This is a genomic window from Tessaracoccus lapidicaptus, from assembly GCF_001693815.1.
Classification (GTDB): domain Bacteria; phylum Actinomycetota; class Actinomycetes; order Propionibacteriales; family Propionibacteriaceae; genus Arachnia; species Arachnia lapidicapta.
In genome coordinates this window covers 292092-315860 of record NZ_MBQD01000020.1, presented here as the reverse complement: position 1 = coordinate 315860, position 23769 = coordinate 292092, and the positions used below count along the sequence as shown (strand labels likewise).

At 69.5% G+C, this 23769-nt stretch carries 28 protein-coding genes; 18 read left to right on the top strand and 10 right to left on the bottom strand.

Features of this window, described 5'->3' with window-relative positions; all coding sequences use genetic code 11:
- Positions 1 to 15 precede the first annotated feature (15 nt).
- The 3 genes from sqr to BCR15_RS06760 are packed head-to-tail and all read left to right on the top strand — an operon-like array spanning position 16 to position 2479.
- Positions 16 to 1509, top strand: coding sequence for a type III sulfide quinone reductase, selenoprotein subtype (sqr, locus tag BCR15_RS06770; RefSeq protein ID WP_068751416.1), 1494 nt, complete (start codon positions 16 to 18; stop codon positions 1507 to 1509).
- 13 nt (positions 1510 to 1522) lie between these two features.
- Positions 1523 to 1840 (top strand): TusE/DsrC/DsvC family sulfur relay protein, encoded by a 318-nt coding sequence (locus tag BCR15_RS06765; protein ID WP_068751415.1) that lies wholly within the window; start codon positions 1523 to 1525, stop codon positions 1838 to 1840.
- 12 nt (positions 1841 to 1852) lie between these two features.
- Positions 1853 to 2479, top strand: a complete 627-nt coding sequence (locus tag BCR15_RS06760; protein ID WP_083196582.1) for a DsrE/DsrF/DrsH-like family protein — start codon at positions 1853 to 1855, stop codon at positions 2477 to 2479.
- Here the strand turns inward: BCR15_RS06760 and BCR15_RS06755 are convergent, their stop codons facing one another.
- The 3 genes from BCR15_RS06755 to BCR15_RS14925 form a co-directional block, all read right to left on the bottom strand.
- Positions 2480 to 3964 (bottom strand): ATP-binding protein, encoded by a 1485-nt coding sequence (locus BCR15_RS06755; protein WP_068751414.1) that lies wholly within the window; start codon positions 3962 to 3964, stop codon positions 2480 to 2482.
- Between the two features lie 66 nt (positions 3965 to 4030).
- Complete coding sequence (locus tag BCR15_RS14930) at positions 4031 to 4174, bottom strand: GPGG-motif small membrane protein (protein ID WP_176715198.1); 144 nt, start codon at positions 4172 to 4174, stop codon at positions 4031 to 4033.
- Between the two features lie 44 nt (positions 4175 to 4218).
- Positions 4219 to 4623, bottom strand: coding sequence for a CsbD family protein (locus BCR15_RS14925; protein WP_068751413.1), 405 nt, complete (start codon positions 4621 to 4623; stop codon positions 4219 to 4221).
- A 138-nt stretch (positions 4624 to 4761) separates the two neighbouring features.
- Between BCR15_RS14925 and BCR15_RS06745 the strand changes: the two genes are divergently transcribed.
- Positions 4762 to 5262 (top strand): DUF6328 family protein, encoded by a 501-nt coding sequence (locus BCR15_RS06745; protein ID WP_068751412.1) that lies wholly within the window; start codon positions 4762 to 4764, stop codon positions 5260 to 5262.
- Between the two features lie 4 nt (positions 5263 to 5266).
- Here BCR15_RS06745 and BCR15_RS06740 read toward each other — a convergent pair whose 3' ends face one another.
- Positions 5267 to 5950: a sigma-70 family RNA polymerase sigma factor gene (locus tag BCR15_RS06740; protein WP_068751411.1), complete on the bottom strand. Its 684-nt coding sequence runs from the start codon at positions 5948 to 5950 to the stop codon at positions 5267 to 5269.
- Positions 5951 to 6108: 158 nt separating this feature from the next.
- Between BCR15_RS06740 and BCR15_RS06735 the strand changes: the two genes are divergently transcribed.
- On the top strand, positions 6109 to 7008 hold the full coding sequence (locus tag BCR15_RS06735) for a TIGR01777 family oxidoreductase (protein WP_068751410.1): 900 nt from the start codon (positions 6109 to 6111) through the stop codon (positions 7006 to 7008).
- Positions 7009 to 7010: 2 nt separating this feature from the next.
- Positions 7011 to 7538 (top strand): DUF488 domain-containing protein, encoded by a 528-nt coding sequence (locus BCR15_RS06730; RefSeq protein ID WP_197971675.1) that lies wholly within the window; start codon positions 7011 to 7013, stop codon positions 7536 to 7538.
- Here BCR15_RS06730 and BCR15_RS06725 read toward each other — a convergent pair.
- Positions 7513 to 9000, bottom strand: a complete 1488-nt coding sequence (locus BCR15_RS06725) for a CYTH and CHAD domain-containing protein (protein ID WP_068751408.1) — start codon at positions 8998 to 9000, stop codon at positions 7513 to 7515. The two genes, BCR15_RS06730 and BCR15_RS06725, sit on opposite strands and share 26 nt — an antisense overlap.
- 69 nt (positions 9001 to 9069) lie before the next feature.
- Here BCR15_RS06725 and BCR15_RS06720 point away from each other — a divergent pair, with 69 nt between their 5' ends.
- Genes BCR15_RS06720 through BCR15_RS06705 form a run of 4 tightly spaced genes read left to right on the top strand, consistent with a single transcriptional unit; the run spans position 9070 to position 12174 of the window.
- Positions 9070 to 9879 (top strand): ABC transporter ATP-binding protein, encoded by an 810-nt coding sequence (locus BCR15_RS06720; protein ID WP_068751407.1) that lies wholly within the window; start codon positions 9070 to 9072, stop codon positions 9877 to 9879.
- Positions 9876 to 10538, top strand: coding sequence for an ABC transporter permease (locus tag BCR15_RS06715; RefSeq protein WP_068751406.1), 663 nt, complete (start codon positions 9876 to 9878; stop codon positions 10536 to 10538). Before BCR15_RS06720 ends, BCR15_RS06715 begins: the two co-directional genes overlap by 4 nt.
- The gene (locus BCR15_RS06710) at positions 10535 to 11245 is read left to right on the top strand and encodes an ABC transporter permease (RefSeq protein WP_068751494.1); all 711 of its coding nucleotides are present in this window, start codon (positions 10535 to 10537) and stop codon (positions 11243 to 11245) included. The genes BCR15_RS06715 and BCR15_RS06710 overlap by 4 nt, the downstream gene beginning before the upstream one ends.
- Positions 11242 to 12174: an ABC transporter substrate-binding protein gene (locus BCR15_RS06705; RefSeq protein WP_068751405.1), complete on the top strand. Its 933-nt coding sequence runs from the start codon at positions 11242 to 11244 to the stop codon at positions 12172 to 12174. Before BCR15_RS06710 ends, BCR15_RS06705 begins: the two co-directional genes overlap by 4 nt.
- Positions 12175 to 12177: 3 nt before the next feature.
- Here the strand turns inward: BCR15_RS06705 and BCR15_RS06700 are convergent, their stop codons facing one another.
- Both BCR15_RS06700 and BCR15_RS06695 read right to left on the bottom strand, forming a co-directional pair.
- A complete protein-coding gene (locus tag BCR15_RS06700; protein ID WP_068751404.1) occupies positions 12178 to 12849 on the bottom strand; it encodes a potassium channel family protein in 672 nt (223 codons plus the stop codon).
- Positions 12842 to 14182, bottom strand: a complete 1341-nt coding sequence (locus BCR15_RS06695; protein WP_068751403.1) for a TrkH family potassium uptake protein — start codon at positions 14180 to 14182, stop codon at positions 12842 to 12844. The genes BCR15_RS06700 and BCR15_RS06695 overlap by 8 nt, the downstream gene beginning before the upstream one ends.
- A gap of 108 nt (positions 14183 to 14290) precedes the next feature.
- Here BCR15_RS06695 and BCR15_RS06690 point away from each other — a divergent pair, with 108 nt between their 5' ends.
- The gene (locus BCR15_RS06690; protein ID WP_068751402.1) at positions 14291 to 14494 is read left to right on the top strand and encodes a cold-shock protein; all 204 of its coding nucleotides are present in this window, start codon (positions 14291 to 14293) and stop codon (positions 14492 to 14494) included.
- Between the two features lie 86 nt (positions 14495 to 14580).
- Here the strand turns inward: BCR15_RS06690 and BCR15_RS06685 are convergent, their stop codons facing one another.
- The gene (locus BCR15_RS06685) at positions 14581 to 16632 is read right to left on the bottom strand and encodes a multicopper oxidase family protein (RefSeq protein WP_068751401.1); all 2052 of its coding nucleotides are present in this window, start codon (positions 16630 to 16632) and stop codon (positions 14581 to 14583) included.
- 237 nt (positions 16633 to 16869) lie between these two features.
- Between BCR15_RS06685 and BCR15_RS06680 the strand changes: the two genes are divergently transcribed.
- Positions 16870 to 17364, top strand: coding sequence for a YciE/YciF ferroxidase family protein (locus BCR15_RS06680; protein WP_068751400.1), 495 nt, complete (start codon positions 16870 to 16872; stop codon positions 17362 to 17364).
- An 83-nt stretch (positions 17365 to 17447) separates the two neighbouring features.
- A complete protein-coding gene (locus BCR15_RS06675) occupies positions 17448 to 17828 on the top strand; it encodes a hypothetical protein (RefSeq protein WP_176715197.1) in 381 nt (126 codons plus the stop codon).
- A gap of 90 nt (positions 17829 to 17918) precedes the next feature.
- Here BCR15_RS06675 and BCR15_RS06670 read toward each other — a convergent pair whose 3' ends face one another.
- On the bottom strand, positions 17919 to 18089 hold the full coding sequence (locus tag BCR15_RS06670) for a CsbD family protein (RefSeq protein ID WP_068751398.1): 171 nt from the start codon (positions 18087 to 18089) through the stop codon (positions 17919 to 17921).
- Between the two features lie 171 nt (positions 18090 to 18260).
- On the opposite strand from BCR15_RS06670, the gene BCR15_RS06665 reads away from it, so the two are divergent.
- From BCR15_RS06665 to BCR15_RS06645, 5 genes are all read left to right on the top strand, one after another.
- Positions 18261 to 19052, top strand: a complete 792-nt coding sequence (locus BCR15_RS06665; RefSeq protein WP_068751397.1) for an amino acid ABC transporter ATP-binding protein — start codon at positions 18261 to 18263, stop codon at positions 19050 to 19052.
- A gap of 68 nt (positions 19053 to 19120) precedes the next feature.
- Positions 19121 to 19984, top strand: coding sequence for a glutamate ABC transporter substrate-binding protein (locus tag BCR15_RS06660; protein ID WP_068751396.1), 864 nt, complete (start codon positions 19121 to 19123; stop codon positions 19982 to 19984).
- Positions 19985 to 20047: 63 nt separating this feature from the next.
- Positions 20048 to 20695, top strand: a complete 648-nt coding sequence (locus tag BCR15_RS06655; protein WP_068751395.1) for an amino acid ABC transporter permease — start codon at positions 20048 to 20050, stop codon at positions 20693 to 20695.
- On the top strand, positions 20692 to 21624 hold the full coding sequence (locus BCR15_RS06650; protein ID WP_068751394.1) for an amino acid ABC transporter permease: 933 nt from the start codon (positions 20692 to 20694) through the stop codon (positions 21622 to 21624). Before BCR15_RS06655 ends, BCR15_RS06650 begins: the two co-directional genes overlap by 4 nt.
- Positions 21625 to 21722: 98 nt before the next feature.
- Complete coding sequence (locus BCR15_RS06645; RefSeq protein ID WP_197971676.1) at positions 21723 to 22226, top strand: DUF305 domain-containing protein; 504 nt, start codon at positions 21723 to 21725, stop codon at positions 22224 to 22226.
- 10 nt (positions 22227 to 22236) lie between these two features.
- Here BCR15_RS06645 and BCR15_RS06640 read toward each other — a convergent pair whose 3' ends face one another.
- Positions 22237 to 23688, bottom strand: coding sequence for a threonine/serine exporter family protein (locus BCR15_RS06640; RefSeq protein WP_068751393.1), 1452 nt, complete (start codon positions 23686 to 23688; stop codon positions 22237 to 22239).
- Between the last annotated feature and the right edge of the window lie 81 nt (positions 23689 to 23769).

Below are 23769 nucleotides of genomic sequence, written 5' to 3'. Positions count from 1 at the left end.
ACATGAGGAGCCTCAATGAGGAGACTGGTCATCCTGGGCGGCGGCACGGCCGGCACCATGGTCGCCAACAAGCTGCGGGCGGCCTATCCGCCCGACGAGCTGCACATCACCGTCGTCGACCGCGACGACGACCACCACTACCAGCCGGGCTATCTGTTCCTCCCGGTGGGCATCTACTCAGAGGACAAGATCGTCCGCTCGCGGCACCACTTCATCCCCGACGGTGTGGAGTTGGTGCTAGCGGAGATCGACCGCGTCGATGCGGCCGCGAAGGCGGTCCACCTGGGCGACGGGCGCTCATTGGAGTACGACACGCTGGTGATCGCCACCGGCGTGGAGCCCCGGCCGGACCTGACACCGGGCGCGGACCACCCGGACGTGCACCACTTCTACGACCTGCCGCACTCGCTGGCGTTGGCGAATGCCATGAAGGAGTTCTCGGGCGGGCGCCTCATCGTCCACCTCACGGACATGCCCATCAAGTGCCCCGTCGCGCCGCTGGAGTTCACGTTCCTGGCCGACGCGCACTTCCGCGAGCGCAAGAGCCGCAAGAAGGTCGAGATCGTCTACGTGACCCCGCTGGACGGCGCCTTCACCAAGCCGATCGCCTCGCGCGAACTGGGCCAGATGTTCACCGAGCGAGACATCCGTCTCGAGCCGGACTTCGCCGTCGAACGCGTCGACACCGAGGCGAAGGAGCTGGTGTCCTATGACGACCGGCGCGTGCCCTACGACCTGCTCGTGTCCATCCCCCTCAACGTCGGGCCCGAGTACGTGGCCCGCTCCGGGCTGGGCGACGACATGAATCTGGTGCCCTGCGACCAGCACACCATGCGCTCGCTGGAACACCCCGACATCTTCGTCCTCGGCGACGGCGGGACCCTGCAGACCTCGAAGGCCGGATCGGTGGCCCACTTCTCCGTCGACGTGTTCATGGAGAACTGGCCCTACTACATCGCGGGGCGCGAGCTGCCCCACAAGTTCGACGGTCACGCCAACTGCTTCATCGAGACCGGGCACGGCAAGGGCATGCTGCTGGACTTCAACTACGGCACTCAGCCCTACACGGGCGGCTTCCCCTTCCCCGGCGTCGGACCGATGACCCTGCTCGGCGAATCCCGCTCGAACCACCTCGCCAAACTCGCGTTCCGCTTCGTCTACTGGGAGTTCCTGCTGCGCGGACGGCCGCTGCCGTTCACCACGGACATGCACCTGCTGGGCAAGAAGATCGAGGGCGAGGCCAGCGGCACCGCGAACAAGGATCTGGTCCTCGGCCTGCTCAAGCGCCACCCCGCTCCCCCGACGACGACGGCGAAGGCGGCCAAGCCGTCGGCTCGCAAACCCGCCGCCCGCAAGCCGTCCTCCCCGCAGCGCGCGGGCGGCCCGAAGACCCCGGCCGCCAGTCGCCAGAGCGCGGGTCCCGTACCCGACTACGTTCCGATCGTCGCCGTCGACTCGACGGCCGACCCGTCCACCATCCTGCCCGACCCCATCATCCCCAAGTTCTAAGGAGATCCCGATCGTGCCCACCACCCGCATCGGCGGCCGAGCCATCGACGTCAACGACGAAGGCTTCCTCACCGAGTACTCGCAATGGGACGAGAATCTCGCTCCCATCCTCGCCGGCTACGCAGGCGTCGAGGACCTGACCGACGAGCACTGGAAGGTGCTGCGGTTCCTCCGCGCCGACTACCCGGCCCGCAAGGAGACCGCGACGCTGCGCAGGGTCGCCAGCGTCGGCGGCTTCGACATGAAGGAGCTCTTCCGGCTGTTCCCCGGGAAACCCGCCAAGAAGATGGCCTACATCGCAGGGCTGCCCAAGCCCAAGGGCTGCGTCTAGGAAGGACCAGACATGACAGACACCGTTGACACCCCCATCATCCCCGACTTCGGCGACAGTCGACCGGCCGCCTCGCGTCCGGCGGCAGAGCCCTCCTCCGCGGCCCGGACCTCGGCCAAGCCGGCCGACTTCACCGCTCCCTCCAGGGAGGATTCCGGTCCCCGGAAGATCTGCTTCGTCGCGTCGAAGGGCAACCTCGACACGGCCTACCCGGCGCTCATCATGGCCAACGCCGCCCTCGGTGAAGGGGTGGAGACCCACATCTTCTTCACCTTCTGGGGCTTCGATCTCATCACCGAACGCACGATGGACAGCATCAAGTTCACGATGCTCGGCAACACGGCTATGCATCTGCCCATGGCGCCGTCCATGCCCCTGTGGGCAGGCATGGGTGCCATCCCCGGCATGACCAAGCTCACCACGACGATGATGAAGAAGCAGTTCGACGAGCTCGAGATTCCGGGAGTGCGCGAGATGCTGGACATCATCGTGGCGTCCGGTGGCCATCTCTGGGGCTGCCAGCTCAGCTACGACATGAACGGTCTGAGCCGCTCGGACCTGTACGAGGGCGTGGAGGACATCATCAGCGCCAGCGACTTCATCGAACTGAGCGAAGGCGGTCAGATCGTCTTCACGTGATCAGGCCTGATCGGGATCCAACCCGGTCTCGATGACCCGCTGCGCGATGTCGCGCATCTTGATGTTGCGATGCTGAGAGGCGTCGCGCAGCAGGTCGAAGGCCTGGCTGGCCGTGATCCGGTGGCGTTCGACGAGGATCCCGATCGCCTGGCCGACCGCGCGGTGGCTCTCCAGGGCACGCTGCAGGTGGGCCTGGCGCTCCTCGAACGCCTCCGCCGTCGTGATGCGGTCCATCGCCCGGCCGAGATGGGTCGCGAGCCGGGCCCGCAGCTCCGCCAGGGAGAACGGCTTGGCGAGGTAATCGTCGGCGCCGCCGGTCAACCCTTCGGCGACGTCACTCCAGCTGGCCTGGGCCGAGACGAGCACCACCGGGACATCGCTGAAGCGGGGATCCGCGCGCATGGCGGCGACGAGCTCGTGCCCGTCGAGCCGCGGCAGCACGGCGTCGGCCAGCACGATGTCCACCCGTCCCGTGTCGAGGCATTCCAACGCGGCCGCGCCGTCGACCGCCACGGTGACGTCGTAGCTGTCGGCGAGGACCGACGACAGGTAGTCGGCGATGTCGGGGTTGTCCTCCACCACGAGCAGCGCTGCCCGGCCGTGGCCCGTGGGCGGGCGACGCGTGTCCGGGGCGATGCCCCGCCAGGACGCCATCTCGGCCACGAACGAGGCGGCCCCGCGGGGCGTGATGCTCGCGTGGGTGCCCGTGGGGTCGCCGACGGTGTAGGGCAGGGTCACGGTGAAGGTGCTCCCGACATCTGGGGTGGACTCGAGCGTCACCTGTCCGCCGAGGATCGTGGCCAGATCACGGACCATCGGGAGTCCGATGCCCACGCCGCCCGGGCTGCGCGCCCCCATCGGCGTGGCCACCCGTTCGAACCGGTGGAAGACCCGCTCCCGATCCGCCGCCGCGATACCGACGCCGGTGTCGGTGACCGAGATGGAGAGCGACTCGCCCAGGTCGCGCAGCGCTATCGAGATGGTGCCCCGGGGGGTGTACTTGATGGCGTTGGCGAGCAGGTTGGACACGATCCGCTCGACCATGTCGTGGTCAAGGTGGGCCGCTCGGGGCAGGTCCTCAATGTCCGTGACCAGGCTCAGGCCCGCCCGCTCCATGGTCGGGACGAAGAACTCGACGAGGGTGCGCAGCATCGCCGCCACGTCCAGGTCGACCGGGGCGGGTTCCAGAGCGCCGGCCTCGATCCGGCCGAAGTCGAGCATGGCGTCCACCATGCGGGTCAGGCGCGCTGCGCCGCGCTGCACGAGTGCCAGGTGCCTGCGGACCTCCGGGGGGAGGTCCGGATGCGCGAGGGCGTCTTCGAGCGGCGCGGTGATCAGCGTGAGCGGTGTGCGGAGCTCGTGGCTGACGTGCGCCAGGAACGACGAGCGGGCCGCGTGGTCGTCGGCGGGTGCCCCGCCGCTCGCCGCGGACGCAGCGACGCCTCCCCGGGGATCCCGGGGAGGCGCCTGAATGTCGTGGACCATGCCTCGCCTCCAGGTGTCTGTGCTGCACAGTCAAGCACACCTGGAGCCGAGGTGGCCCCCTGAGCGTCAGGTGAAGATGCTGACGCCGCCGGGGCCGACGAGCAGGCCGAGGATGATGAGGACGATGCCCCAGACGAGCTGGCTGCGCACGATCGCGAGGATGCCGGCGATCACGAGGACGGCGGCGATGATCCAGAGGATGGTTCCCATGATGTTTCTCCTTCAGTAGGTGTGAGGGAAGTCGGTGGTGCAGGTCAGATCTGGTCGCGACGGATCGCGTTGGGATCTGTCAGCGGGTCGCGCTGGCCCATGTCGTCACGGAGCGCGTCGCGCAGGTTGCCGTCGGTCGGGTCGGTGACGCGGTCACGGCGCCGCGGGTCCTGGCCCATGTCGTCGCGGAGCTCGTCGCGGAGGTTGCTGTCCTCGCCGCTCAGGTAGGGGGCGGGGTCTCCGACGGGGCGGTCGTACACGTCGTCGGTGATCCGATCGGCGCGTGCCGGGTCGAGTTCGTGGTCAGCCACGTGACCGGCGTCGTCGGCCGTGTGCTGCGCCCGGCCCTCGGCCTCGAGGCGCTCGTTGTCGGTGAGGTCGCCCCACATCTCCTTGGCGCGTCCCGACACCTCGTCGGCGGCCTTGCGCATCTGATCGTCGATCCCCATGGTGTTCCTCCTTGGTTCTTCGATTCGTGTCACCGTGGCGGGGTGGCCGCGGCGTCTATCCCCCCACTACCCCGCAATCGGACCGGTGAAACATGCACACAGTCGACAATAGGAGTGAAACTGAGGGAAGGTGGGCGAATGAACGACGCCGATCGCGACGAGACGCCCGGCGAGCGGCTCGATCGCCAGTTCAGCGAGTTGCTGCAGGAACTGCGGGTGACGCAGACCGGCATCCAGCTCCTGGGCGGATTCCTGCTGATCCTGCCGTTCCAGGAGCGGTTCGCGGAGGTGGGCGACGGGCTGCGTCTGGTCTACCTCGGTGCGGTCGCCACGGCGACCCTGGCGACGTTCTTCATCCTCGCCCCCGTCTCGCTGCATCGCTCCCTGTTCCGGACGCACCGCAAGGACGCGGTCGTCCGGGTCGGAGACACCCTCGCCCGGATCGGACTCGGCTTGCTGGCGATCGCGACCACGCTGGTCGCGGCGCTGGTCTTCGGTGTGGTGCTGGGCATCGGTGCAGCTTGGGTCGCGGCGGCTGTCGCGGGGATCACGTGTGTCGCCCTGTGGTGGGCCCTGCCGACATGGATCGCGGGGCGCCGGCCGGCAGGTATTCCCTACCGGACCGACGCCCCGGAGTGACCGCTCAGGCCGCCATCGGCTCCATTTCGGCGCGAAGGCCGGCCAGCACCCGGCTGAGGATCCGGGACACCTGCATCTGGCTCACGCCGACCCGCCGGCCGATCTCCGCCTGCGGAAGATCCTCGACGAAGCGCAGGGTGAGGACGCGCCGCTCGACGGCGCTCAGGGTCTTCATCGCCCGGTGCAGCGTGATGAGGTCAGGGATCAGTTCGAGGTCGTGGTCCTCGGTCGACAGCTCGAACGGCGTCGTGCCGTCCGCGCGCGTGGCGGCGACATCGAGCGAGACGGGGCGGAAGGCGCTGGTGGCCTCGTCGCCCGGTGACTCCTGGAGACGGCGCGGGGGCCGGACCATCCAGCTTGCGCGGAAGTGGCGCTTCAGTTCGCCGGTGATGGTCGGCACGGCGAAGGCGACGAAGGGCGCCCCGCCCGTACGGAACCTCTGGACGGCACAGACGAGACCCATGCGAGCGACCTGCTCGAGGTCGTCGAGGTCGATGCCACGGCCGGCGTAGCGCCGGGCCAGGGCCTCGCTGAGGGGGAGATTGGTGACGACGATCTCGTCGATCACCTGCTGGCGTTCTGCCTCCGACGTGGTCCCCGCTAGTCGCTCGAACAACTCCTCCGTGCGCGCTTCACGATCGGCGCGGGAGAGGGTGGGGGTGTCGGTGAAGGCACGTGCGATGGTCATCTCAAACATCCTTGAGTGATCGGAGCCGGCACGTGGTTTGAACCGCTCGTGGCTCCACCTTCGCACGCCTCTCGACGATGTGCAAGTGATTCGCGAGAAAAAGTTCGTGAGATGAACATCCGGTGCCAAGCCGGTCGACGGCATGGCAGGGTGGCCACATGAGGACACGCACGGTGGTTATCGCGGGGGCGTCGGGGCTGATCGGCGGGGCTCTGATGAGGTCCCTGGCGAGCGACGGGATCCGGGTCCGGCGCCTGGTCAGGCGCCCCGCAACGGGCGACGACGAGATCGCGTGGGACCCCGGGCGCCGGCCGCTGGATCCGGCGTCGCTGGCCGGGGCGGAGGCCGTCGTCGTCCTCAACGGCGCGAGCATCGGGCGCCTCCCGTGGACCCCGGCCTACCGTCGCGTCCTCTGGGAGTCGCGCCTGGTGCCGACCCGCACCGTCGCGGCGGCCGTCAGGGCCCTGGGCAGTGAGGCGCCGCGCCTGCTCGCCGGATCGGCCGTTGGGTACTACGGCTCTCGTCCCGGGCAGACCCTGACGGAGTCGTCACCCCCGGGGGACACCTTCTTGGCGCGCCTGTGCGTCGCGTGGGAGGCGGAAGCGGCCGCGGCCGGCCCGGCGGCCCGGGTCACTCTCCTGCGAACAGCCCCCGTCGTCCACCCGGAGGCCGTGCTGAAGCCGATGATCCTGCTCACTCGGCTAGGGCTAGGCGGGCCCATCGGCACAGGCCGGCAGCTCTGGCCCTGGATCTCGCTCGACGACGAAGTGGGCGCCATCCGCCACGTCATCGACGCCGGGCTCACCGGCCCCGTCAACCTCACGGGACCGACGCCCGCCACGGCCGGAGACCTGGGCCGCGAGCTCGCCCGAGAACTGCGCCGGCCGTACCTGGTCCCCGCCCCGGAGTTCGCCCTCCGGGCCATCCTGGGGCGCGACGCCGCTGAGTCGCTCCTGACGGCGGACGCCGACGTGCGCCCGGCCGCGCTCGAGGCCTCGGGGTACAGCTTCCGTCACCGGACGGTGAGCGAGGCCGTCCGCGCCGCGCTCGGGGAGTGACCGTGCTGTACACGGTCGGGCACTCGGACCGGAGCATCGACGACTTCCTCGCGGGGCTGGACTCAGCGGGGGTGACCGCGGTGGTGGACGTCCGCAAGCTCCCGGGTTCCCGCCGCTACCCCCACTTCGACGCGGATCGCCTGGCGGAGTCCCTGGCCGCCCACGGCATCGGATTCCGCCGCGCGGAGGAACTCGGCGGGCGCCGGCCCGTCTCCCGCGAGGTGCCCGACAACGTCAACGGGCTCTGGCGCAACCGGAGCTTCCACAACTACGCGGATCACGCGCTCGGCCCCGCGTTTCAGGAGGGCCTGACTCGGCTCGTGGCCGAGTCGGACGGGGAGGACGTCGCGGTCATGTGTTCGGAGGCGGTGTGGTGGCGCTGCCACCGGCGCATCATCGCCGACCACGCCCTGGCTCGTGGCCACGCCGTCGCACACCTGATGGGCCCCGGCAGGACCGTCCCCGCGACGCTGACGCCGGGCGCGATCACGGCCGGGGGCGTGGTCACCTACCCGGCCGGAAGTCCCTGAGCGCGCGGACTGCTCCACTCAGGAGGTGATCGGCCTCGGCGAGATCGGCGGCTGCCCGGGCTGCCAGGTGCGCATCAACGTCGGCGATCACGTCCGCGTCGGACGTCTCGGAGGCGAAGCCGGGGAGGGCCGCTCGCACCACGGCCACGTCCTGAACCTCCCCCAGCGAGCCGGCGATCGCCTTCCACGTCTCGTGGGCCGCCCGGTCCGCGGCGGTGGCGTCGGGATGATGGGCGATGGCTTCGAGCGCGTATCGGGCCGCCTTGGCGGCCTTGCGGACCTCGTGCCACGCGCCGATCGACGGGGTGCGCAGGGCACGCGCGTAGCGGCGGGCCGCCCGCCCCAGGGGCACCGCGGCCAGGCGGCGCAGCGCATCGAGGCCGGCTGTCTCGTCGACATGGCCCGGGCGGGCGAGGATCAGCGCCGTGATCCGGGCGTGCAGCGCGTCCCAGCGCCGGGTGGCCAGGGCCGTGGCGCAGTCCCCGCGAGCTTCCTCCGTCCGGGCGGCCAACGCCTGCTCCCACAGCGCCGACGCCCGATCCCTGCTCTCCTCGGGCAGTTGCCCCAGCACTCCGGCGAGCAGCTCCCCCATGACCTCGAGGTCTCGTGCTGGGCTGAGCCGGAGTCCGGCCCAGCGAAGTTCCACCCGCAGGGCGCGCACGTCGTCGGCGGACCCGAGCAGGCGCCCGTAGGCCCCGAGGAGGCTGCGGAGTCGTCGGAGCGCCACCCTGGCGTCGTGGACCGACTCCGGTTCGTCCCGCAGCACCGCGGGTTCCAGGTGTTGCAGCCGTCCGAGTTCGCGACACACCGCGGCCCGGGCGGTGCCCACAGCAGAGCGGTCGGCATCGGCCGGGTGCATGGTGCGGAGGACCCGGCCGGCCTTCGAGGAGTGACGGGCGGGCATCAGTCCCTGCCGGCGGAGCTCCGCGTCGAGGAGGTCAAGGGTGGCGGCGGGTTCGTCCGACGCCAACTCCAGCTCCGCCTCAATCCAGTGCGAGCGCCCTCCGGGCGGCAGCAGCAGGGTCGCGCGGACCTCATCGACGCTGATCTCGGCGCGGGCGCGGCCGGTGTCGTCGAAGAGCTCGGTCGCCGTGCGCGTCGTGCGGAGTCTGAGCAGCGGCAGGATCGGCCGCTCCCCCACCGCCTCCGCGACGACCTCGCGGAGCGCGGCCGGTACCCGCTCGCAGGCCGCTCCCGGCATCCGGTGCTCGACGCGATGGCCCCCGTCGGCCGGGGTCTTGAGGTGCCAGCCGTCGTCGTCGCCGCCGCGGCGCCGGCGCAGCGTGATGCCACGGCGGAAGAGGTCGAGTTCGGGTGTGTCGAGGTACTCCGCGCTGAGCCGGAGACGTCTCGTCGGCGAGACGGATCCGAGCTCCGAGAGGCGCAGCCGGGCCCGCGGCGGCAGCTCGTACTTGCGCTCCCGCTCAAGCGCCACCTCGATCGATCGGCCCGCGTCAGCCATGATCCGTCCAGCCTATCTCTCGCGGCGAACTCGCACTCGGCTGCCTGTGTCGCCGCATAAGCTGACGGGGTGATCGAGTTCGAGCACGTCGCCAAGCACTATCCGGACGGGACCGTCGCGGTGCGCGACTTCTCGCTCACCGTCCCCTCGCACCGCTGCGTGGTCCTGCTCGGGTCCTCCGGCAGCGGCAAGACCACCCTGCTGCGGATGGTCAACCGGATGGTGGATCCGACCGGCGGCCGGGTCCTCATCGACGACGCCGATGTCCGGGACAGCGATCCCGTGGCGCTGCGCCGCTCGATCGGCTACGTGCTGCAGAGCGGCGGGCTGCTCCCCCACCGGACGGTGGCCGACAACGTGGCGACGGTCCCCCTGCTCACCGGGGCCACCCGGCGGGCAGCGCGCAGCCGGGCGCTGGAGCTGCTGGGGCGTGTCGGTCTGGACGAATCACTGGCCCAGCGCTATCCGGCGCAGTTGTCGGGGGGTCAGCAGCAGCGGGTCGGGGTGGCCCGGGCGTTGGCCGCCGACCCGAACATCCTGCTCATGGATGAACCCTTCGGCGCCGTCGACCCGCTGGTGCGGCGCGAGCTCCAGGACGAACTCCTGCGGCTCCAGTCGGACCTCGGCAAGACCATCCTCTTCGTCACCCACGATGTCGACGAGGCCTTCCGCCTCGGCGATGAGGTGATCGTGCTCCGCCCGCAGGCGGAGATCGCCCAGCGAGGCACCTCCGTCGAGATCCTGGCGCAGCCGGCCGACGACTTCGTGCGGGGCTTCATCGGCGCGGACCGCGGCCGCCGGAGCCTGCGGCTGGCCACCTCCGGGGGGCGGCAGGTGGCTGTGGACCTGGAGGGGCACGCGGTGGGGATCCTCGAGTGACCTGGCTGACCGGCAACTGGCCCCAGGTCCTCGAACTGCTCGTGGGGCACCTCGTCCTGACCGTGCCGGCGGTCGGCTTGAGCGTGCTGCTGGCGCTGCCGTTGGGTCGGCTGGCGTGGCGGCTGCCGCGCGTCGGCGGACCGCTGCTCGCCGCTGCGACCCTCCTCTACGCCGTGCCTGCCCTGCCGCTGCTCATCGTGATCCCGGTCCTGATCGGCACCCCGTTGCGGTCATCCGCCACCATGATCGCGGCGCTCACCGTGTACGGGGTGGCGCTGCTGGTGCGCAGCGTCGTCGACGGCTTCGGGGCCGTGGATCGCGGCGTCCGCGACGCCGCCGTCGCTGTCGGGCACTCCCCCACGGGCATGCTGTGGCGGGTCGACCTCCCGCTGGCCCTGCCGGTGATCCTCGCGGGGGTGCGGGTCGTCACGGTCTCCACGGTGGGACTGGTGACCATCGGGGCCCTGATCGGAGTGCCCAGCCTCGGCAGCCTCCTCACCGACGGATTCCAACGCGGCATCGTCGCCGAGGTCGTCACCGGGGTCGTCGTCACCGTCGCGCTCGCCCTGATCCTCGACGCGGCCCTCGTGCTCGCTGGCAAGGCACTGACGCCGTGGGCGGCCCGGCGCGCCCGCGGCCCGGTGGTGGTGTCGCGATGAGCCTCCTCAGCGAAGCGTGGGCCTGGCTCGCCGTCGAGGGGCGATGGTCCGGGCCGGCGGGCATCCCGGCCAGGACGGCGCAGCACCTGGCCGTGACGGGGGTCGCGGTGCTGCTGGGTGCGGTCGTCGCCGTGCCGGCGGGGATCCTCGTCGGGCACGCCCGCCGCGGCGCGGGCTGGGTGGCCGCTCTCATGGGCGGTGCGCGGGCCGTCCCCTCGTTGGGGCTGCTGACGCTCTTCGGGCTCTGGCTCGGCATCGGCGTGGAGGCACCGCTGCTGACCCTGGCGGTGCTGGCGGTGCCGTCCCTGCTGGCCGGCGTGTACTCGGGATTCCTCGCCATCGACGAGGCCATCCCGCAGGCGGCCCGCGCCGTGGGGCTCAGCCCGGGCCAGGTCGTCGTCCTGGTCGAGCTCCCCCTTGCCCTGCCCGTCATCGTCGGCGGCTTGCGCGCCGCGACGCTGCAGGTCGTCGCCACCGCCACGCTCGCCGCCTACACTTCCGACTACGGACTCGGCCGGTATCTCTTCGCCGGCCTCAAGACCAGGGACTACGCACAGATGCTCGCCGGGTCGCTGATCGTGATCGCGCTCGCCCTGGCGCTGGAGCTGCTCCTCGCCGCGCTCCAGCGGGCCGCCCGCCGGGTGGCCGACCCCGCCCACACCTCCGACCCCTCAGGACGCAGACCCTCCCGGAAGGACCATCCATGAACCATCCTCACCTGCTCATCCCCCTCGCCCTCAGCGCGGCGCTCGGCCTCGCCGCCTGCGGGGGCGGCGACCCGCTCGCCTCGCCGTCGGCGACCGACGCTCCCGCGTCCTCGGCCCCGGCCGCCTCGGCCGACCCCATCGTCATCGGCTCGCAGGACTACTACTCCAACGAGATCGTGGCCGAGATCTACGCGCAGGCGCTCGAGGCTGAGGGCTACGAGGTGGAACGCCAGTTCCGCATCGGTCAGCGCGAGGCCTACCTCCCCGAGATCGAGGCAGGCAGCATCGACCTGTTCCCCGAGTACAGCGGACCGCTGCTGCAGTACTGGCAGGGCGAGACCGACGCGCGCCTGACCGACGACGTCTACACGGAGCTCCAGGAGGCCGTTCCCGAGGGCCTGCGCGTCCTCGCGCAGTCCGATGCCACGGACCAGGACTCGTACGTGGTCACGCGCGAGTTCGCCGACGAGTGGGGTCTGGAGAAGGTCTCGGACCTCGAGAAGGTCACCACTCCCCTGACCCTCGGCGCGAACTCCGAGGCGGAGACGCGCCCCAACGGCCCGCGCGGCCTCATGGACAAGTACGGCATCGAGGTCGGCTTCACCCCCATCGAGGACGGCGGAGGCCCGCTCACGGTCAAGGCGCTGAAAGACGGGGACATCCAGCTGGCGATCATCTACACGGCCGACCCGTCGATCGCCACCAACGACCTGGTGTCACTCGAGGACGACGGCGGCCTCTTCCTGGCCTCCCACCTGGTCCCCGTGGCCAGCGAGGACGTCGACGACAACGCCGCCGCGATCATCGACGCGGTGAGCGAGGCCATGGCCCCGGAGGAACTCGTGGAGCTCAACGCCCGCAGCGTCGAGGAACAGGCCCCGGCAGCCGACATCGCGCGCGACTGGCTGGAGCAGGAGGACATGGCCTGACGCTCAGCGCAGCCGGCAGAACGCATCCACGTGGTTGACCCGGCCCGACACGATCAATTCGTCGCCGGGCTCGATCACCGTCTCGGGCACGGCGTAGATGAAGTCCTGGCGGGGTCGCTTCACGCCGACCACCGTGATCTGGTTGTGCGTGCGCACCATGGACTCGCGCAGCGTCTTGTGCCAGGTCAGTTTCGGCGCCCGGGTTCGGGCGATGGCGAACCCGTCCTCGAACTCGAAGTAGTCGATCATGAACCCGGACACGGCGTGGGCGACGCGTCGCCCCGTCGAGGCCTCCGAGTAGACGACGTGGTGGGCCCCGATGCGTTCGAGGATCGCGCCGTGCTCGCGCGTCGCCGCGCGGGCCCAGATCTCCCGCACGCCCAGCTCCGAGAGGGCGAGGACCGTCATGATGGACAGCTCCACCTTGCTGAGGCCCACCACCGCCTTCGGGATCTGCTCGATGCCGATCTGCTCCAAGGCCTCACGGTCGGAGGGGTCCATCTGGATGACGTGCGGAAACTCGTCTGAGTATCGGGTGGCGAGCGCCGCGTCCTCCGTGACCGCGACGAACGGCACCCCCATGTCGAGGAGGGCCCGGCACGTCGCCGACCCGAACAACCCCAGCCCGACGACCAGGACGGTCTCGTCCGTGTTGCGTTGATCTGCTCTACCCAACAATGGGATGCTCCTCCGGTAGGACGTAGTGGCGGTGGCGGACGCGGATGGCGAGCGCCGTGGCGACCGAGACGGTGCCGACGCGGCCGAGGTACATCAGCAGCATGAGGACCATGAGCGACTCGGGTCGAAGATGCGGCGTGATGCCGGTCGACAGACCCACGGTGCCGAACGCCGAGATGGTCTCGAACAGCACCTGCTGGAGCGTGAAGCGGTCGTCGACGACGATGAAGAACGTGGCGAGGATGACGGTGAACACGCCGAGCGCGACGACGGCCAACGCGGACCGCTGCACCGTGGACGGGACCGCGCGGCGACCGACGATGACCTGGTTCTCGCCGCGCAGTTCGGCCAGGACGGTCGCGAGGATGATGCCGACGGTGCCGACCTTGACTCCACCGGCCGTGCCGACGGAGCCGCCGCCGATGAACATGAGCACGTAGTAGAGGCCGAGCGTCGACTCGTTCGCGACGCCGTAGTCGATGTGGTTGAAGCCGGCGGTGCGCGGGAACACGGCCCCGGCGACGGTGGCCAGGAGCCGGTCGGCGAGGCTCAGCTGGCCGAGGGTGTCGGGGTTGTTCCATTCGGCCAGCGCGAACACGACCGCGCCGATGGCGAGCAACGAGCCCGTGCCGATCAACGTGAGCCGGGTGTGCGAGGACCACAGCGGCGTCTGGCGCGGGCGACGGATCCGGCGGCCGATCTCGATCAGCACCGGGAAGCCGAGGCCGCCGACGACGACCGCGAGGCAGATCGGCAGGATGACCGCGGGATCGCTGACGAAGCTCATCAGGTTGTCGCTGAACAGGGCGAAGCCGGCGTTGTTGAACGCTGACACCGAGTGGAACACCCCCCACCACACGGCTGTGCCCCAGCTGTCGGTGTGCTGCCGGAAGGCGAGTGTCAGTGCCAGCGCGATGACCGCCTCGGCGCTCAACATCACCGCCGCGATCATTTTCGGCACGCGCAACACGCCGCCGACACCCGTACGCAGTTCCTGGCCTGCGACCAAGGACCCCTGCAGCGACAGCCGGCCCGTCGCCACCAGTGTCAGCAGACTGGCGAGGGCGACGATGCCGAACCCGCCCACTTGGATGAGCAGCATGATGATGAACTGCCCGAACGGGCTCCAGAAGGTCGCGGTATCGACAGTAGTCAATCCGGTAATGCAGATGGCAGACACCGCGGTGAAGCTCGCGTGGAGGAGGGGCGCTCCCCTGCCGTCCGCGGTGGCCGGTGGGAGCATCAGCAAGGCCGTGCCGACGGCCACTCCGAGGAGGTAGACGGCGGGGACGACCCGGGTCGGATGGCCCAGCCACCGTGTGAGGCGCATGGTCCAGATCGTAGTTCCTCGGCGCAGAGTGCCGCATCTGCGCCATTCATGGCATAGGATTACCGATAGCGGCCACACCCTGTGGTCCAGGTACGAAGGAATAACGGCATGGCCACTGGCACCGTGAAATGGTTCAACTCCGACAAGGGCTACGGCTTCATCGCTCCCGATGACGGCTCGGCGGACGTGTTCGCGCACTTCAGCGCGATTCAGGGGACGGGACACCGGAACCTCGAGGAGAACCAGAAGGTGGAATACGAGACTGAGCGTGGGCCCAAGGGCCTGCAGGCGGCGAACATTCGCCCCCTCTGAGGACGGCTCGCGGGCGGTGACGCCCCAGCCCTGAACATCGCGGCCCCCGTCGGATCATCCGGCGGGGGCCGCGTCATGCCCGCGGCTCAGTCGGCCGGGCGGATCACGAAGGGCAGCATCATCTCGTTGTCCTCATGCTCGAGGATGTGGCAGTGCCAGACGAAGCGCCCGGGCACCTCGAATCGAGCCTTGAGCCGCGTGACTTCGCCCGGATACGCGATGACCGTCTCCTTCCGGCCCGTCTCCCACCGCTCGGGCGGTCGCGGGTAGGACCCTGGCGTCAGAATCACCGTCGGCGTCATCCCTTCCGTGACGGTGATCGGCTGCCGGTCGACCACCTCGAACGTCACCTCGTGGAGATGGACGGGATGGGCGTCCATGGTCGCGTTGTAGAGCTCCCAGATCTCGGTCGTGCCGGCGACCGGATCGACGACGACATCGTCTCCCCACATGACGTGCCGGGCGGGTGAGGGCTCCTCGGCGGGGTCACCGTCGACGACGCCGAGCATCGCCGCCACCGGCACCCCGAGCGTCGGGGCCATCATCTCGAGCAGTGCCAACCGCCTGATAGCGGGGTCGCCCTCAACCCGCGGCACCGGTGGGAGCACCAGTTGCGCCGGGGGCGTCGACGTGTCCGGCGACGTAGCGGGGCGGACCCGGAACTGCATGATGCGGCCTGCCGCTGAGGGATCCGCCGCCTTGAAGCGGGAGCCCCCGAAGGGGGCGTCCGGTCCCAGGTTGTTCAGGGGGTAGTCCCCGACCGGCACGTCGGTGAAGTCGACGATGAGGTCGGCGCGTTCCGCCGGCCCAAGCAGCACGCGGTTCTTGACGTGGGTCGTGATGTCCACCGGCGCGGTGAGCAGCCCGCCCTCGTTGCCGATCTGCCAGACGGACACGCCGGGCAGCGGGGAGAAGTCGAGGATGAGGAACCTCGACTGGCAGCCGTTGAGCACCCGGAACCGGTACCGACGCTGCTCGACCGTGTGGAACGGCCAGGCGCGCCCGTTGACGATCATGACGTTGCCGAAGAACTCCGGATTCCAGATCGGAGGCACGTGCTCGTCGTCCGGGATGAAGCCGCTGGCCGTGTCGTCGAAGAATGCTCGAGCGTCGGGGTAGAACAGCGAGCCGTCGTCGTTGAACGATCTGTCCTGGATCGCGAGCGGGATCTCCAGGTAGGTCGCGTCCGGGTCGTCACCGAGGTGGGGCGCGGGCCCCGGCAGCTCGGCCGCTTCGCCGGATCCGGCGACGGTGATGCCCTCGTGGGGCGTGTCTCGCAGGAGATAGAAGCCGGCCGGGCCCGCGTACACGTTGAGTCGGGTCATACCCAGCGTGTGGTCGTGGAACCAGAGCGCCGCGGGCCGGGAGTCGTTGGGATAGAGGCAGACGGCACTCCCCGGCTCCCAGTCGACGCCGGTGGCCGCGGCAGCCTCCCCACGGAACTGCTCGTACCAGGATCCGACGGCCGCGTAACCGTCGGGAAGCTCCACCGCCGGCAGATACCAGGCCTCGGGGTAGCCGTCCGAATGCTCCCCCACGCCGACGGCGCCGTGCAGGTGAGTGACCATCGGCACCGGTCCCCAGTAGCGGGTGTAGCTGCCCGCCGGCAGCGACTCGGCCTCCGAGGGGTCCGCGGACGGCACGTAGGTGAGGCCCCGGAAATCCGGCGCCTCGTCGCGACCGTCTTCGCCCCCGGGCGGGTTGGCCCAGTGCAGCGTCGGATCCACGGGCAGCAGGTGCGGCAAAGGCTCCCCGCCGACGGTGACGAGTTCGTTGCGCCACGTGACCAATACGGGTCGGCCCACCGCTGCCTCGATGGTCAGCGACGGCGCGTGGAAGACGCCACCCTCGGTCGGTCCGTATCCCCAGACCGTCGTGGCCGGATGCGGCTCCGGCAGGATCTGCTGCTCGAATTGCCGCAGGGAGATCTCGTACACGTCGACACCGTCGCGCTGCTCCGCAGCCAGCGGCATCGCGGGCGGGACGAGGAGGGGTGAGCGGTACTTGCGGATCTTGTTGGGCCGCAACGTGCCGCCGCGGAGGGCAGCGACGGCGACGGGCGCTCCCATCCCGTCCACGACGAAGAGCGTCAGTGCGCCTGCACCGCTGAAGGCGATGAAGGACCGTCGAGAAATCATGATCTCCCCCTCCGTGATGTCTCTGGAAGACAGCGTCGCATGCGCGAGCGGTGCTGGGAAGGGATCCGCGCGCCGGCCGCGGCCGCACGGCCTGTGCGGGCTCCCTGGAGAAACTGTTTGACTTCGCTGCCGTGGGGTAGCTGGGTAAGTAGTGTGGCAAGACACGGACGCGTGAGCCCGGCCGGCGCCGGCCAGGATGGACGGCGTCGGACGGGACACCGAGAGAAAGGCACGGCAATGGCCGACAAGAACCTCGATGGGCTGTTCTACGCGACGATGCGAGACATGTACTACGCGGAGCGGCACATCCTCAAGACACTGCCCAAGCTGCAGGAGGCGGCGGTGTCCGACGAGCTCAAGGCAGCCTTCGAGCACCATCTGGCGGAGACGCAGGGGCAGATCAGCCGGCTCGAGCAGGTCTTCGGCCTGATCGACCGCAAACCCACGAGCAAGCGCTGCGACGCCATCGACGGCATCCTCAAGGAGGGCGACGAGCACCTGGAGGAGTATCAGGGCAGCCCGGCCGCGGACGCGGCCCTCATCGCATCGGCCCAGGCGGTCGAGCATTACGAGATCACCCGCTACGGCACCCTGCGGCGCTGGGCCAAGATGTTGGGCCTGCCCGATGGCTACGACCTGCTGACCCAATCCCTCGAGGAGGAGTCTCGGACCGATGAGCTCCTGACCAAGATCGCGGAGACCGAGGCCAACGCCAAGGCCGCGCAGGGCTGACCTGATCGGAACCGTCTGGATCGTCGATGACGATCCAGACGGTTTCTGCTGTCTCTGGGCGATACTGGAGCATGCGCAACCGCGTGCGCCACGACCGTTTCGAGGAACTGTTCGACGACGAGCTGCGTCGGCAGCTGACCAGCACGTCCGCCGCGCACTCGGATTTGCGCGGTGCCCTGGCCGAGGCGCTCCTGCGCGTCCGCAATCGCGCCGCCCCACTGCGTCACGCGGAGGCCTTCGGGTCCGAGGGCGCCGTGCGGTTGCGCTTCGCGGACGGCACGACCGTCCTGGTCCGGGGGGACGGCAAGGGGGGCCTGGGCATGGCCGCCGTCGCGGCGGTGCGCGGCGAGACGGTGTTGCTCAGCCGGCTGCAGGTCGACGCTGCCGGCATCGATGGCGTCGTGTCGTGGGGCCGGCGCCACCACGCCCACTTCCACGTGCTCGGAGCGGATCAACCGGACTGACCTCGCCGCGACGCCACGGACAGCGGTGACCCAAGTGCGGACATGCCAAGGCCGCCCCCGGGAATCCGGGGGCGGCCTTGGGGTAGGGGCCTACTTGAAGACGTCCTTGACCTTCTCGCCGGCCTGCTTGATGTCGGCGGAGGTCTGTTCGGCCTGGCCCTCGGCTTCGAGGCGCTCGTTGTCGGTGGCCTTGCCCACGCCTTCCTTGACCTTGCCAGAGGCCTCTTCAGCGGCGTTGCGGACCTTATCGTCGAATCCCATGACTCCTCCTTGGGTTGAGTTGGTTCGGACAACTCCCTCATACCCATCTGGGGCCGCGCCCAAACATCAGCGCCCCTTTGTCGTCTCGCCGGAGGTTGCCTTCCTGTAACAGGTTGGTAAACAGGTCGTCCGGCCATGCCGGTGCCATCATCATGCTCGTAGGGTGCACCTATGGACACACCCGAGACGTCCTCACGCCGCACGACGGGCCCCGCCGTGGAGTCTGGCCGCCCGTTGGTGGTGGTCGATCACGTCGACAAGCATTTCGGCCAGCTGCATGTCCTGCGCGACATCACCACTGTCGTGCACCGCGGGGAGGTGGTCGTGGTCATCGGCCCGTCGGGGTCCGGCAAGTCGACGCTGTGCCGCGCCATCAACCGACTCGAGACCATCGACTCGGGCACGATCACGATCGACGGAAGCCCTCTGCCCGAGGAGGGCAAGGACCTGGCGCGGCTCCGAGCCGACGTGGGCATGGTCTTCCAGTCGTTCAACCTCTTCGCGCACAAGACGGTGCTGGAAAACGTCACGCTCGGACCCATCCGGGTGCGCGGGATGGCCAAGCGCGACGCGGAGGACAAGGCCATGCGGTTGCTGGAGCGCGTCGGGGTGGCCGACCAGGCCGGCAAGATGCCCAGCCAGCTCTCCGGTGGGCAACAGCAGCGGGTCGCCATCGCACGCTCGCTCGCGATGGACCCGAAGCTCATCCTGTTGGACGAGCCCACCAGTGCGCTCGATCCCGAGATGATCAACGAAGTGCTCGATGTGATGGTCGGACTGGCGGCGGAGGGCATGACGATGGTCGTCGTCACCCACGAGATGGGGTTCGCCCGCAAGGCCGCCGACCGGGTTCTGTTCATGGCGGACGGCGCCATCGTCGAGGAGGCCACGCCCGAGGAGTTCTTCACCAACCCCCGCAGCGACCGGGCGAAGGACTTCCTGTCGAAGATCCTCCACCACTGACCCCGCCGATGGCGGACCTTGACGGCCGTCCACCCCGGACGACCGCCCACGAGGAAAGGAATGCAGGCATGCAACGAACGAGGAAAACGGTGCTGGCGTTGGCCGCAGCAGGCGCATTCGCGTTGTCCGGGTGCGCCGGCACCACGACGAGTGAGAGCAGCCCCCCGGTCGGCGACGAGGTGACCTTCGACGAGGGCACCACCATGGCCGAGTTGAGCGAGGCCGGCACCATCACGATCGGCACCAAGTTCGACCAGCCGTTGTTCGGGCTCATGGGCCCGTCCGGCGTCCCGGAGGGCTTCGACGTCGAGATCGGCAAGCTCATCGCGTCGAACCTCGGCATCGCCGAGGATGACATCAAGTGGGTCGAGACGGTGTCCGCGAACCGGGAACCGTTCATCGAGAACGGTCAGGTCGACATCGTGGTGGCGACCTACACCATCAACGACAAGCGCAAGGAGGTCGTCTCCTTCGCGGGCCCCTACTACATGGCCGGCCAGTCCATCCTCGTCCTCGCCGATAACGAGGACATCACGAGCGAGGCCGACCTCGTCGGACAGCCCGTCTGCTCGGTGACCGGCTCGACGCCTGCCGCCAAGCTCGAGGAGATCGGCGCCGAGCCGCTGCTCACCGACACCTACTCCAACTGTCTGGAGCCGCTGCGCAACGGCACGGTCGTCGCGGTCTCGACCGACAACGTGATCCTCGCGGGACTCGCGGCCCAGAACGAGGGGGAATTCAAGGTGGTCGGCGAGCCGTTCACCTCTGAGCCCTACGGGATCGGGCTGGCCCTGGACGACACGGACTTCCGCATGTGGATCAACGACGTGCTGGAGAAGAGCTACGCGGACGGCACCTACGAAGAGGCATGGAACTCGACGGCGGGCACCGTCCTGCCCTTCGTCGAGCCGCCCACGCCGGATCGCTACTGACCCGTCGTCGGTCCGGCCGGTTCGTCTCGGCCGGACCGACGCCCCCACACGGAAGGAGAACCCATGACGCAGCTCTGGTCGCTCATGCCCGAGTTCTGGGGGGGACTGCGAATGACGGTGCTGCTGTTGGCCGTATCCGGCGGGCTCTCCCTGGTCCTCGGTACGGTCATCACCGCGTTGCGCATCTCCCCCGTGCCGGTCCTGCGATGGTTCGCGGCGATCTGGACAGAGGTCGCGCGCAACACGCCGCTCACCCTCGTGTTCTTCTTCACCGCCTTCGTGCTGCCCATGCTGGGAGTCCGGGCCCCGTTCCTCCTGCTGGCGCTGGTCGCGCTCACCTACTACACCTCGCCGTTCGTCGCGGAGGCGTTGCGTTCCGGGATCAACGGCGTGCCCGTCGGCCAGGCCGAGGCCGCTCGGAGCATCGGCCTCGGCTTCGGCCAGACCGTGACGCTGGTTGTGCTGCCACAGGCGTTCCGCATGACGATCCCACCGCTCATCAACGTGTACATCGCCCTCACCAAGAACACCTCGGTCGCGGGCGGGTTCTTCGTCGTCGAGATGTTCGCGACGACCCGGCAACTCGTCAACGACAACGGCAACATCGTCCTCCCCCTCCTCCTGGTCGCGGCGGCTCTGTACTTGGTGGTTACCGTGCCGCTCGGCTTCGCCGCCGTCCAGCTCGAGAAGCGTTGGGTGGTGTCGCGATGAGCGCCACCAGCGTCCTGTTCGACGCACCGGGCCCCCGAGCCCGCCGCGCCTCCCTCATCGGTTCAGTGGTCTCGCTCACGGCGATCACAGCCGGGGCCGCCTGGATCATCTGGATCCTCGCGGCGCCGCGGGTCTCGGGCGGCATCACCCTTCCGGGAATGTTCGACGCATCCCGGTGGGACATCCTCACCGACCCGCAGGTGTGGGGCTTCATCGGCACCGGAGTCGCGGCCACGCTCCAGGCCGCGGCCGTCGCGGCCGCCGGTGCCGTCGCTCTCGGCGTCGTGTTGTCCCTCCTGCGCAGCTCCCGGCTGCCGTGGGTCCGCATACCGACCGCCATCCTGCTCGAGTTCTTCCGCGGTATGCCGGTGCTGCTGATGATGCTCTTCATCCTGCTGGTGGCCTCCACCGGCGCATTCTGGGCGGTGGTCCTCGCGCTCATCGTGTACAACGGCACCCTCATCGGGGAGGCGCTGCGCGCAGGGCTGGCCGCCCTCCCTCGGGGGCAGCGCGAGGCGGCGCTCAGCCTGGGCATGCGCGAGTTCCAGTCGAAGCTGCTGGTCGAGTTCCCCCAGGCGTTGCGACAGATGCTGCCGATCATCGTGGCGCAGCTCGTGGTCCTGCTCAAGGACACCTCGCTCGGCTACATCGTCGGCTACAACGAGATCATCCGCAGCAACATGAACAACCTCGCCAGCTTCTTCGGCAACCGCTACCTGTTCACTCTCTTCGTCGTGACCCTGGTCATCTACCTCACCATCAACCTGCTGCTGTCATGGCTCGCGCGATGGCTGTCCTGGCGGACCGCGAGCGGCAGCGGCACTGTCGCGGCGGGCGCGGATCCAGGCACCGCTGATCCGACCTCCGCGATCCGGCTCGTCCAGGCCGCCTCGACAGCCCAACATCCGGGCACCGGCACCCATCTCTGACTGGGGCGGCGATATCACGACAGGTCGCTCGGGGCCGGCCCGTCGCGTTTGATGGGGCGCTGCAGCGGGTAGTGGTCATGACGACGAAAGGAACTCCGATGGCCGATGACACGACGCACGAGAAGCACACCGAGGACCACGGTAAGAACAAGCACTCGCACGCGATGTACTGGAAGTTCGGGGCGATCCTGCTGGTCAACCTCGCGCTGATGTGGGCGCTCAGCATGTCGATGGTCCGCAGCCTCGACCACTTCTACTTCAATCCCAGCAACCTCTACATGGCCGTGCTCATGGTGGCCGCCATGGGGGTGCTCATGACCGTGGGCATGTGGTCCATGCTGAAGAACACGATGCTCAACGTCATCCTGCTGGTCGGCTTCATCGCCGTCTTCCTCGCGGCGTTCTTCATGGGCCGCAGCGAGGTCGGCGTCGGCGATGAGGGGTTCCTCACCTCGATGATCCCGCACCACTCGCGCGCCATCCTGGTGTGCCAGGAGGCCACCATCACCGACCCGGAGATCGAGCAGCTCTGCACGGAGATCGTGGAGGCGCAGGAGAAGGAGATCGCGCAGATGAAGGAGATCCTCGAGCGCTATCAGTGAACCCGCCGCGTCAGGTGCGCGGCTGCTGACCTCGGCGCAGGGAGGCGCGCAGCGCAAGCCGGGCCAACTGCTCCGTCGGCTGCGCGAGGTGCCGCCCGAGGGTCGAGCCGACGGAGCTGCCGAGCGCCAGCATGACACCCGTCACCGCGGCCAAGAGGAACATCTCGCCCGCGGTGTCGCCCGGCTCCACGGCCGGCATGCCCACGACGAGATGGAACAGACCTCGGTACAGGATGAGTCCTGGCATCAGGGGCACGATGCCGACGGTCACGATGGCGATGGCAGGCAGACGCATCCAGCGCCCGACGGGGTGCGCGAACACCGCCACGACGGCGGCTGCTCCCCCGGCCGCCACGGCGTAGTCGCCGCCGACCAGCGGAAGCAGCAGCAGGTACATGGTCCAGCCCAGCGCTCCGCCCAGGCCTGCGATGAGGGCGCCCCGGGGCCCGAACCGCCCGAACAGACCGACGGCCGTGGCGAAGACGGCAGCCGCCACCACCTGCACCGTCGGGTGATGAGGCGGGATCGACTCGGGCACCAGATAGGCGGGCACCCCGATCCGGACACCCAGCCAGAGCACCGCCACGACGCCCAGGATCAGCCCTCCGGTGCGCATCACCAGGTCCACGATGCGCGCGGCCGCGGTGATGTAGTAGCCGTCCAGGGCGTCCTGGGCCGCCCCGACGACGCCCAGCCCCGCCAGCATCGTCACCATGCCGGCGGCCACGACGAGCGATGGCGACAGCGCCCACAGGTCGGTGACGCCGTGCGACCGCAGGTACATCAGGACAATGGCCACGGTCATCGGAATCGCCCCGGCCGCGACCTGGGCGTAGAAGTAGGACGCGTTGGTGCGCCCGAGCCACGCGGTCACCTCGTGCACCAGCAGGGTGGCCAGGCCCGCGACGGCGATCTCCAGCGGTACGCCGCCGAGGAGTGCGGTGATGCTCGCACCCTGGGCGAAGGCCACCACGGACGTCACCCATCGTCGATACACGATGCCGCGCGAGCGCCACCGGACCAGGTCCTCGGTGGCCTCCTCGACCGACTGCTCGCCGCGCGCGACGGCGTCGACCACCGACTCGAGGTGCGCGAGGCGGGCGTAGTCGCGGTCGAGGGCCGGCACGGTGCGGAAGAGGTTCAGCGGGACTCCCCCGCCGTCGGACTCGGTGCACGCCACGGTGATCGCCGTGTAGGTGACGTCGACCTGGAACCGGACCCCGTGGGCGAGACCGAGCCGCAGGATCATCTCGGTGGCCTGAGACGCCGACGCCCCGGAGACCAGGGCGATCGCCCCGACCCGCGTGGCGAGCGACACGAGGGGCAGCCGGTCGGGGGCGGCCGGCGACTCGGGCTCGGGATCGCCCGGCTGGGTCCGTTGGCGCAGCAGGCGGGCGAGCCACGTCCTGCGCGGCGGGCGCGCGGATTCCGTCGTGGAGGTCGGGAGCGGAGTCGCGCTCATCGTGCCGCCTTTCGATCGGGACGGTGGACGACCTGGCGTGTCCTTCGGCGTCATCGGATCTGCGACTCACGGTGTGGTGCC

Excerpts from the sequence above, each read along its gene's own strand:
- sqr (WP_068751416.1), top strand. The coding sequence starts at position 16 with ATGAGGAGACTGGTCATCCTGGGCGGCGGCACGGCCGGCACCATGGTC.
- BCR15_RS06760 (WP_083196582.1), top strand. The coding sequence starts at position 1,853 with ATGACAGACACCGTTGACACCCCCATCATCCCCGACTTCGGCGACAGT.
- BCR15_RS06755 (WP_068751414.1), bottom strand. The coding sequence starts at position 3,964 with ATGGTCCACGACATTCAGGCGCCTCCCCGGGATCCCCGGGGAGGCGTC.
- BCR15_RS14930 (WP_176715198.1), bottom strand. The coding sequence starts at position 4,174 with ATGGGAACCATCCTCTGGATCATCGCCGCCGTCCTCGTGATCGCCGGC.
- BCR15_RS14925 (WP_068751413.1), bottom strand. The coding sequence starts at position 4,623 with ATGGGGATCGACGATCAGATGCGCAAGGCCGCCGACGAGGTGTCGGGA.
- BCR15_RS06745 (WP_068751412.1), top strand. The coding sequence starts at position 4,762 with ATGAACGACGCCGATCGCGACGAGACGCCCGGCGAGCGGCTCGATCGC.
- BCR15_RS06740 (WP_068751411.1), bottom strand. The coding sequence starts at position 5,950 with ATGACCATCGCACGTGCCTTCACCGACACCCCCACCCTCTCCCGCGCC.
- BCR15_RS06735 (WP_068751410.1), top strand. The coding sequence starts at position 6,109 with ATGAGGACACGCACGGTGGTTATCGCGGGGGCGTCGGGGCTGATCGGC.
- BCR15_RS06725 (WP_068751408.1), bottom strand. The coding sequence starts at position 9,000 with ATGGCTGACGCGGGCCGATCGATCGAGGTGGCGCTTGAGCGGGAGCGC.
- BCR15_RS06710 (WP_068751494.1), top strand. The coding sequence starts at position 10,535 with ATGAGCCTCCTCAGCGAAGCGTGGGCCTGGCTCGCCGTCGAGGGGCGA.
- BCR15_RS06705 (WP_068751405.1), top strand. The coding sequence starts at position 11,242 with ATGAACCATCCTCACCTGCTCATCCCCCTCGCCCTCAGCGCGGCGCTC.
- BCR15_RS06695 (WP_068751403.1), bottom strand. The coding sequence starts at position 14,182 with ATGCGCCTCACACGGTGGCTGGGCCATCCGACCCGGGTCGTCCCCGCC.
- BCR15_RS06690 (WP_068751402.1), top strand. The coding sequence starts at position 14,291 with ATGGCCACTGGCACCGTGAAATGGTTCAACTCCGACAAGGGCTACGGC.
- BCR15_RS06685 (WP_068751401.1), bottom strand. The coding sequence starts at position 16,632 with ATGATTTCTCGACGGTCCTTCATCGCCTTCAGCGGTGCAGGCGCACTG.
- BCR15_RS06680 (WP_068751400.1), top strand. The coding sequence starts at position 16,870 with ATGGCCGACAAGAACCTCGATGGGCTGTTCTACGCGACGATGCGAGAC.
- BCR15_RS06670 (WP_068751398.1), bottom strand. The coding sequence starts at position 18,089 with ATGGGATTCGACGATAAGGTCCGCAACGCCGCTGAAGAGGCCTCTGGC.
- BCR15_RS06665 (WP_068751397.1), top strand. The coding sequence starts at position 18,261 with ATGGACACACCCGAGACGTCCTCACGCCGCACGACGGGCCCCGCCGTG.
- BCR15_RS06660 (WP_068751396.1), top strand. The coding sequence starts at position 19,121 with ATGCAACGAACGAGGAAAACGGTGCTGGCGTTGGCCGCAGCAGGCGCA.
- BCR15_RS06655 (WP_068751395.1), top strand. The coding sequence starts at position 20,048 with ATGACGCAGCTCTGGTCGCTCATGCCCGAGTTCTGGGGGGGACTGCGA.
- BCR15_RS06650 (WP_068751394.1), top strand. The coding sequence starts at position 20,692 with ATGAGCGCCACCAGCGTCCTGTTCGACGCACCGGGCCCCCGAGCCCGC.
- BCR15_RS06645 (WP_197971676.1), top strand. The coding sequence starts at position 21,723 with ATGGCCGATGACACGACGCACGAGAAGCACACCGAGGACCACGGTAAG.
- BCR15_RS06640 (WP_068751393.1), bottom strand. The coding sequence starts at position 23,688 with ATGAGCGCGACTCCGCTCCCGACCTCCACGACGGAATCCGCGCGCCCG.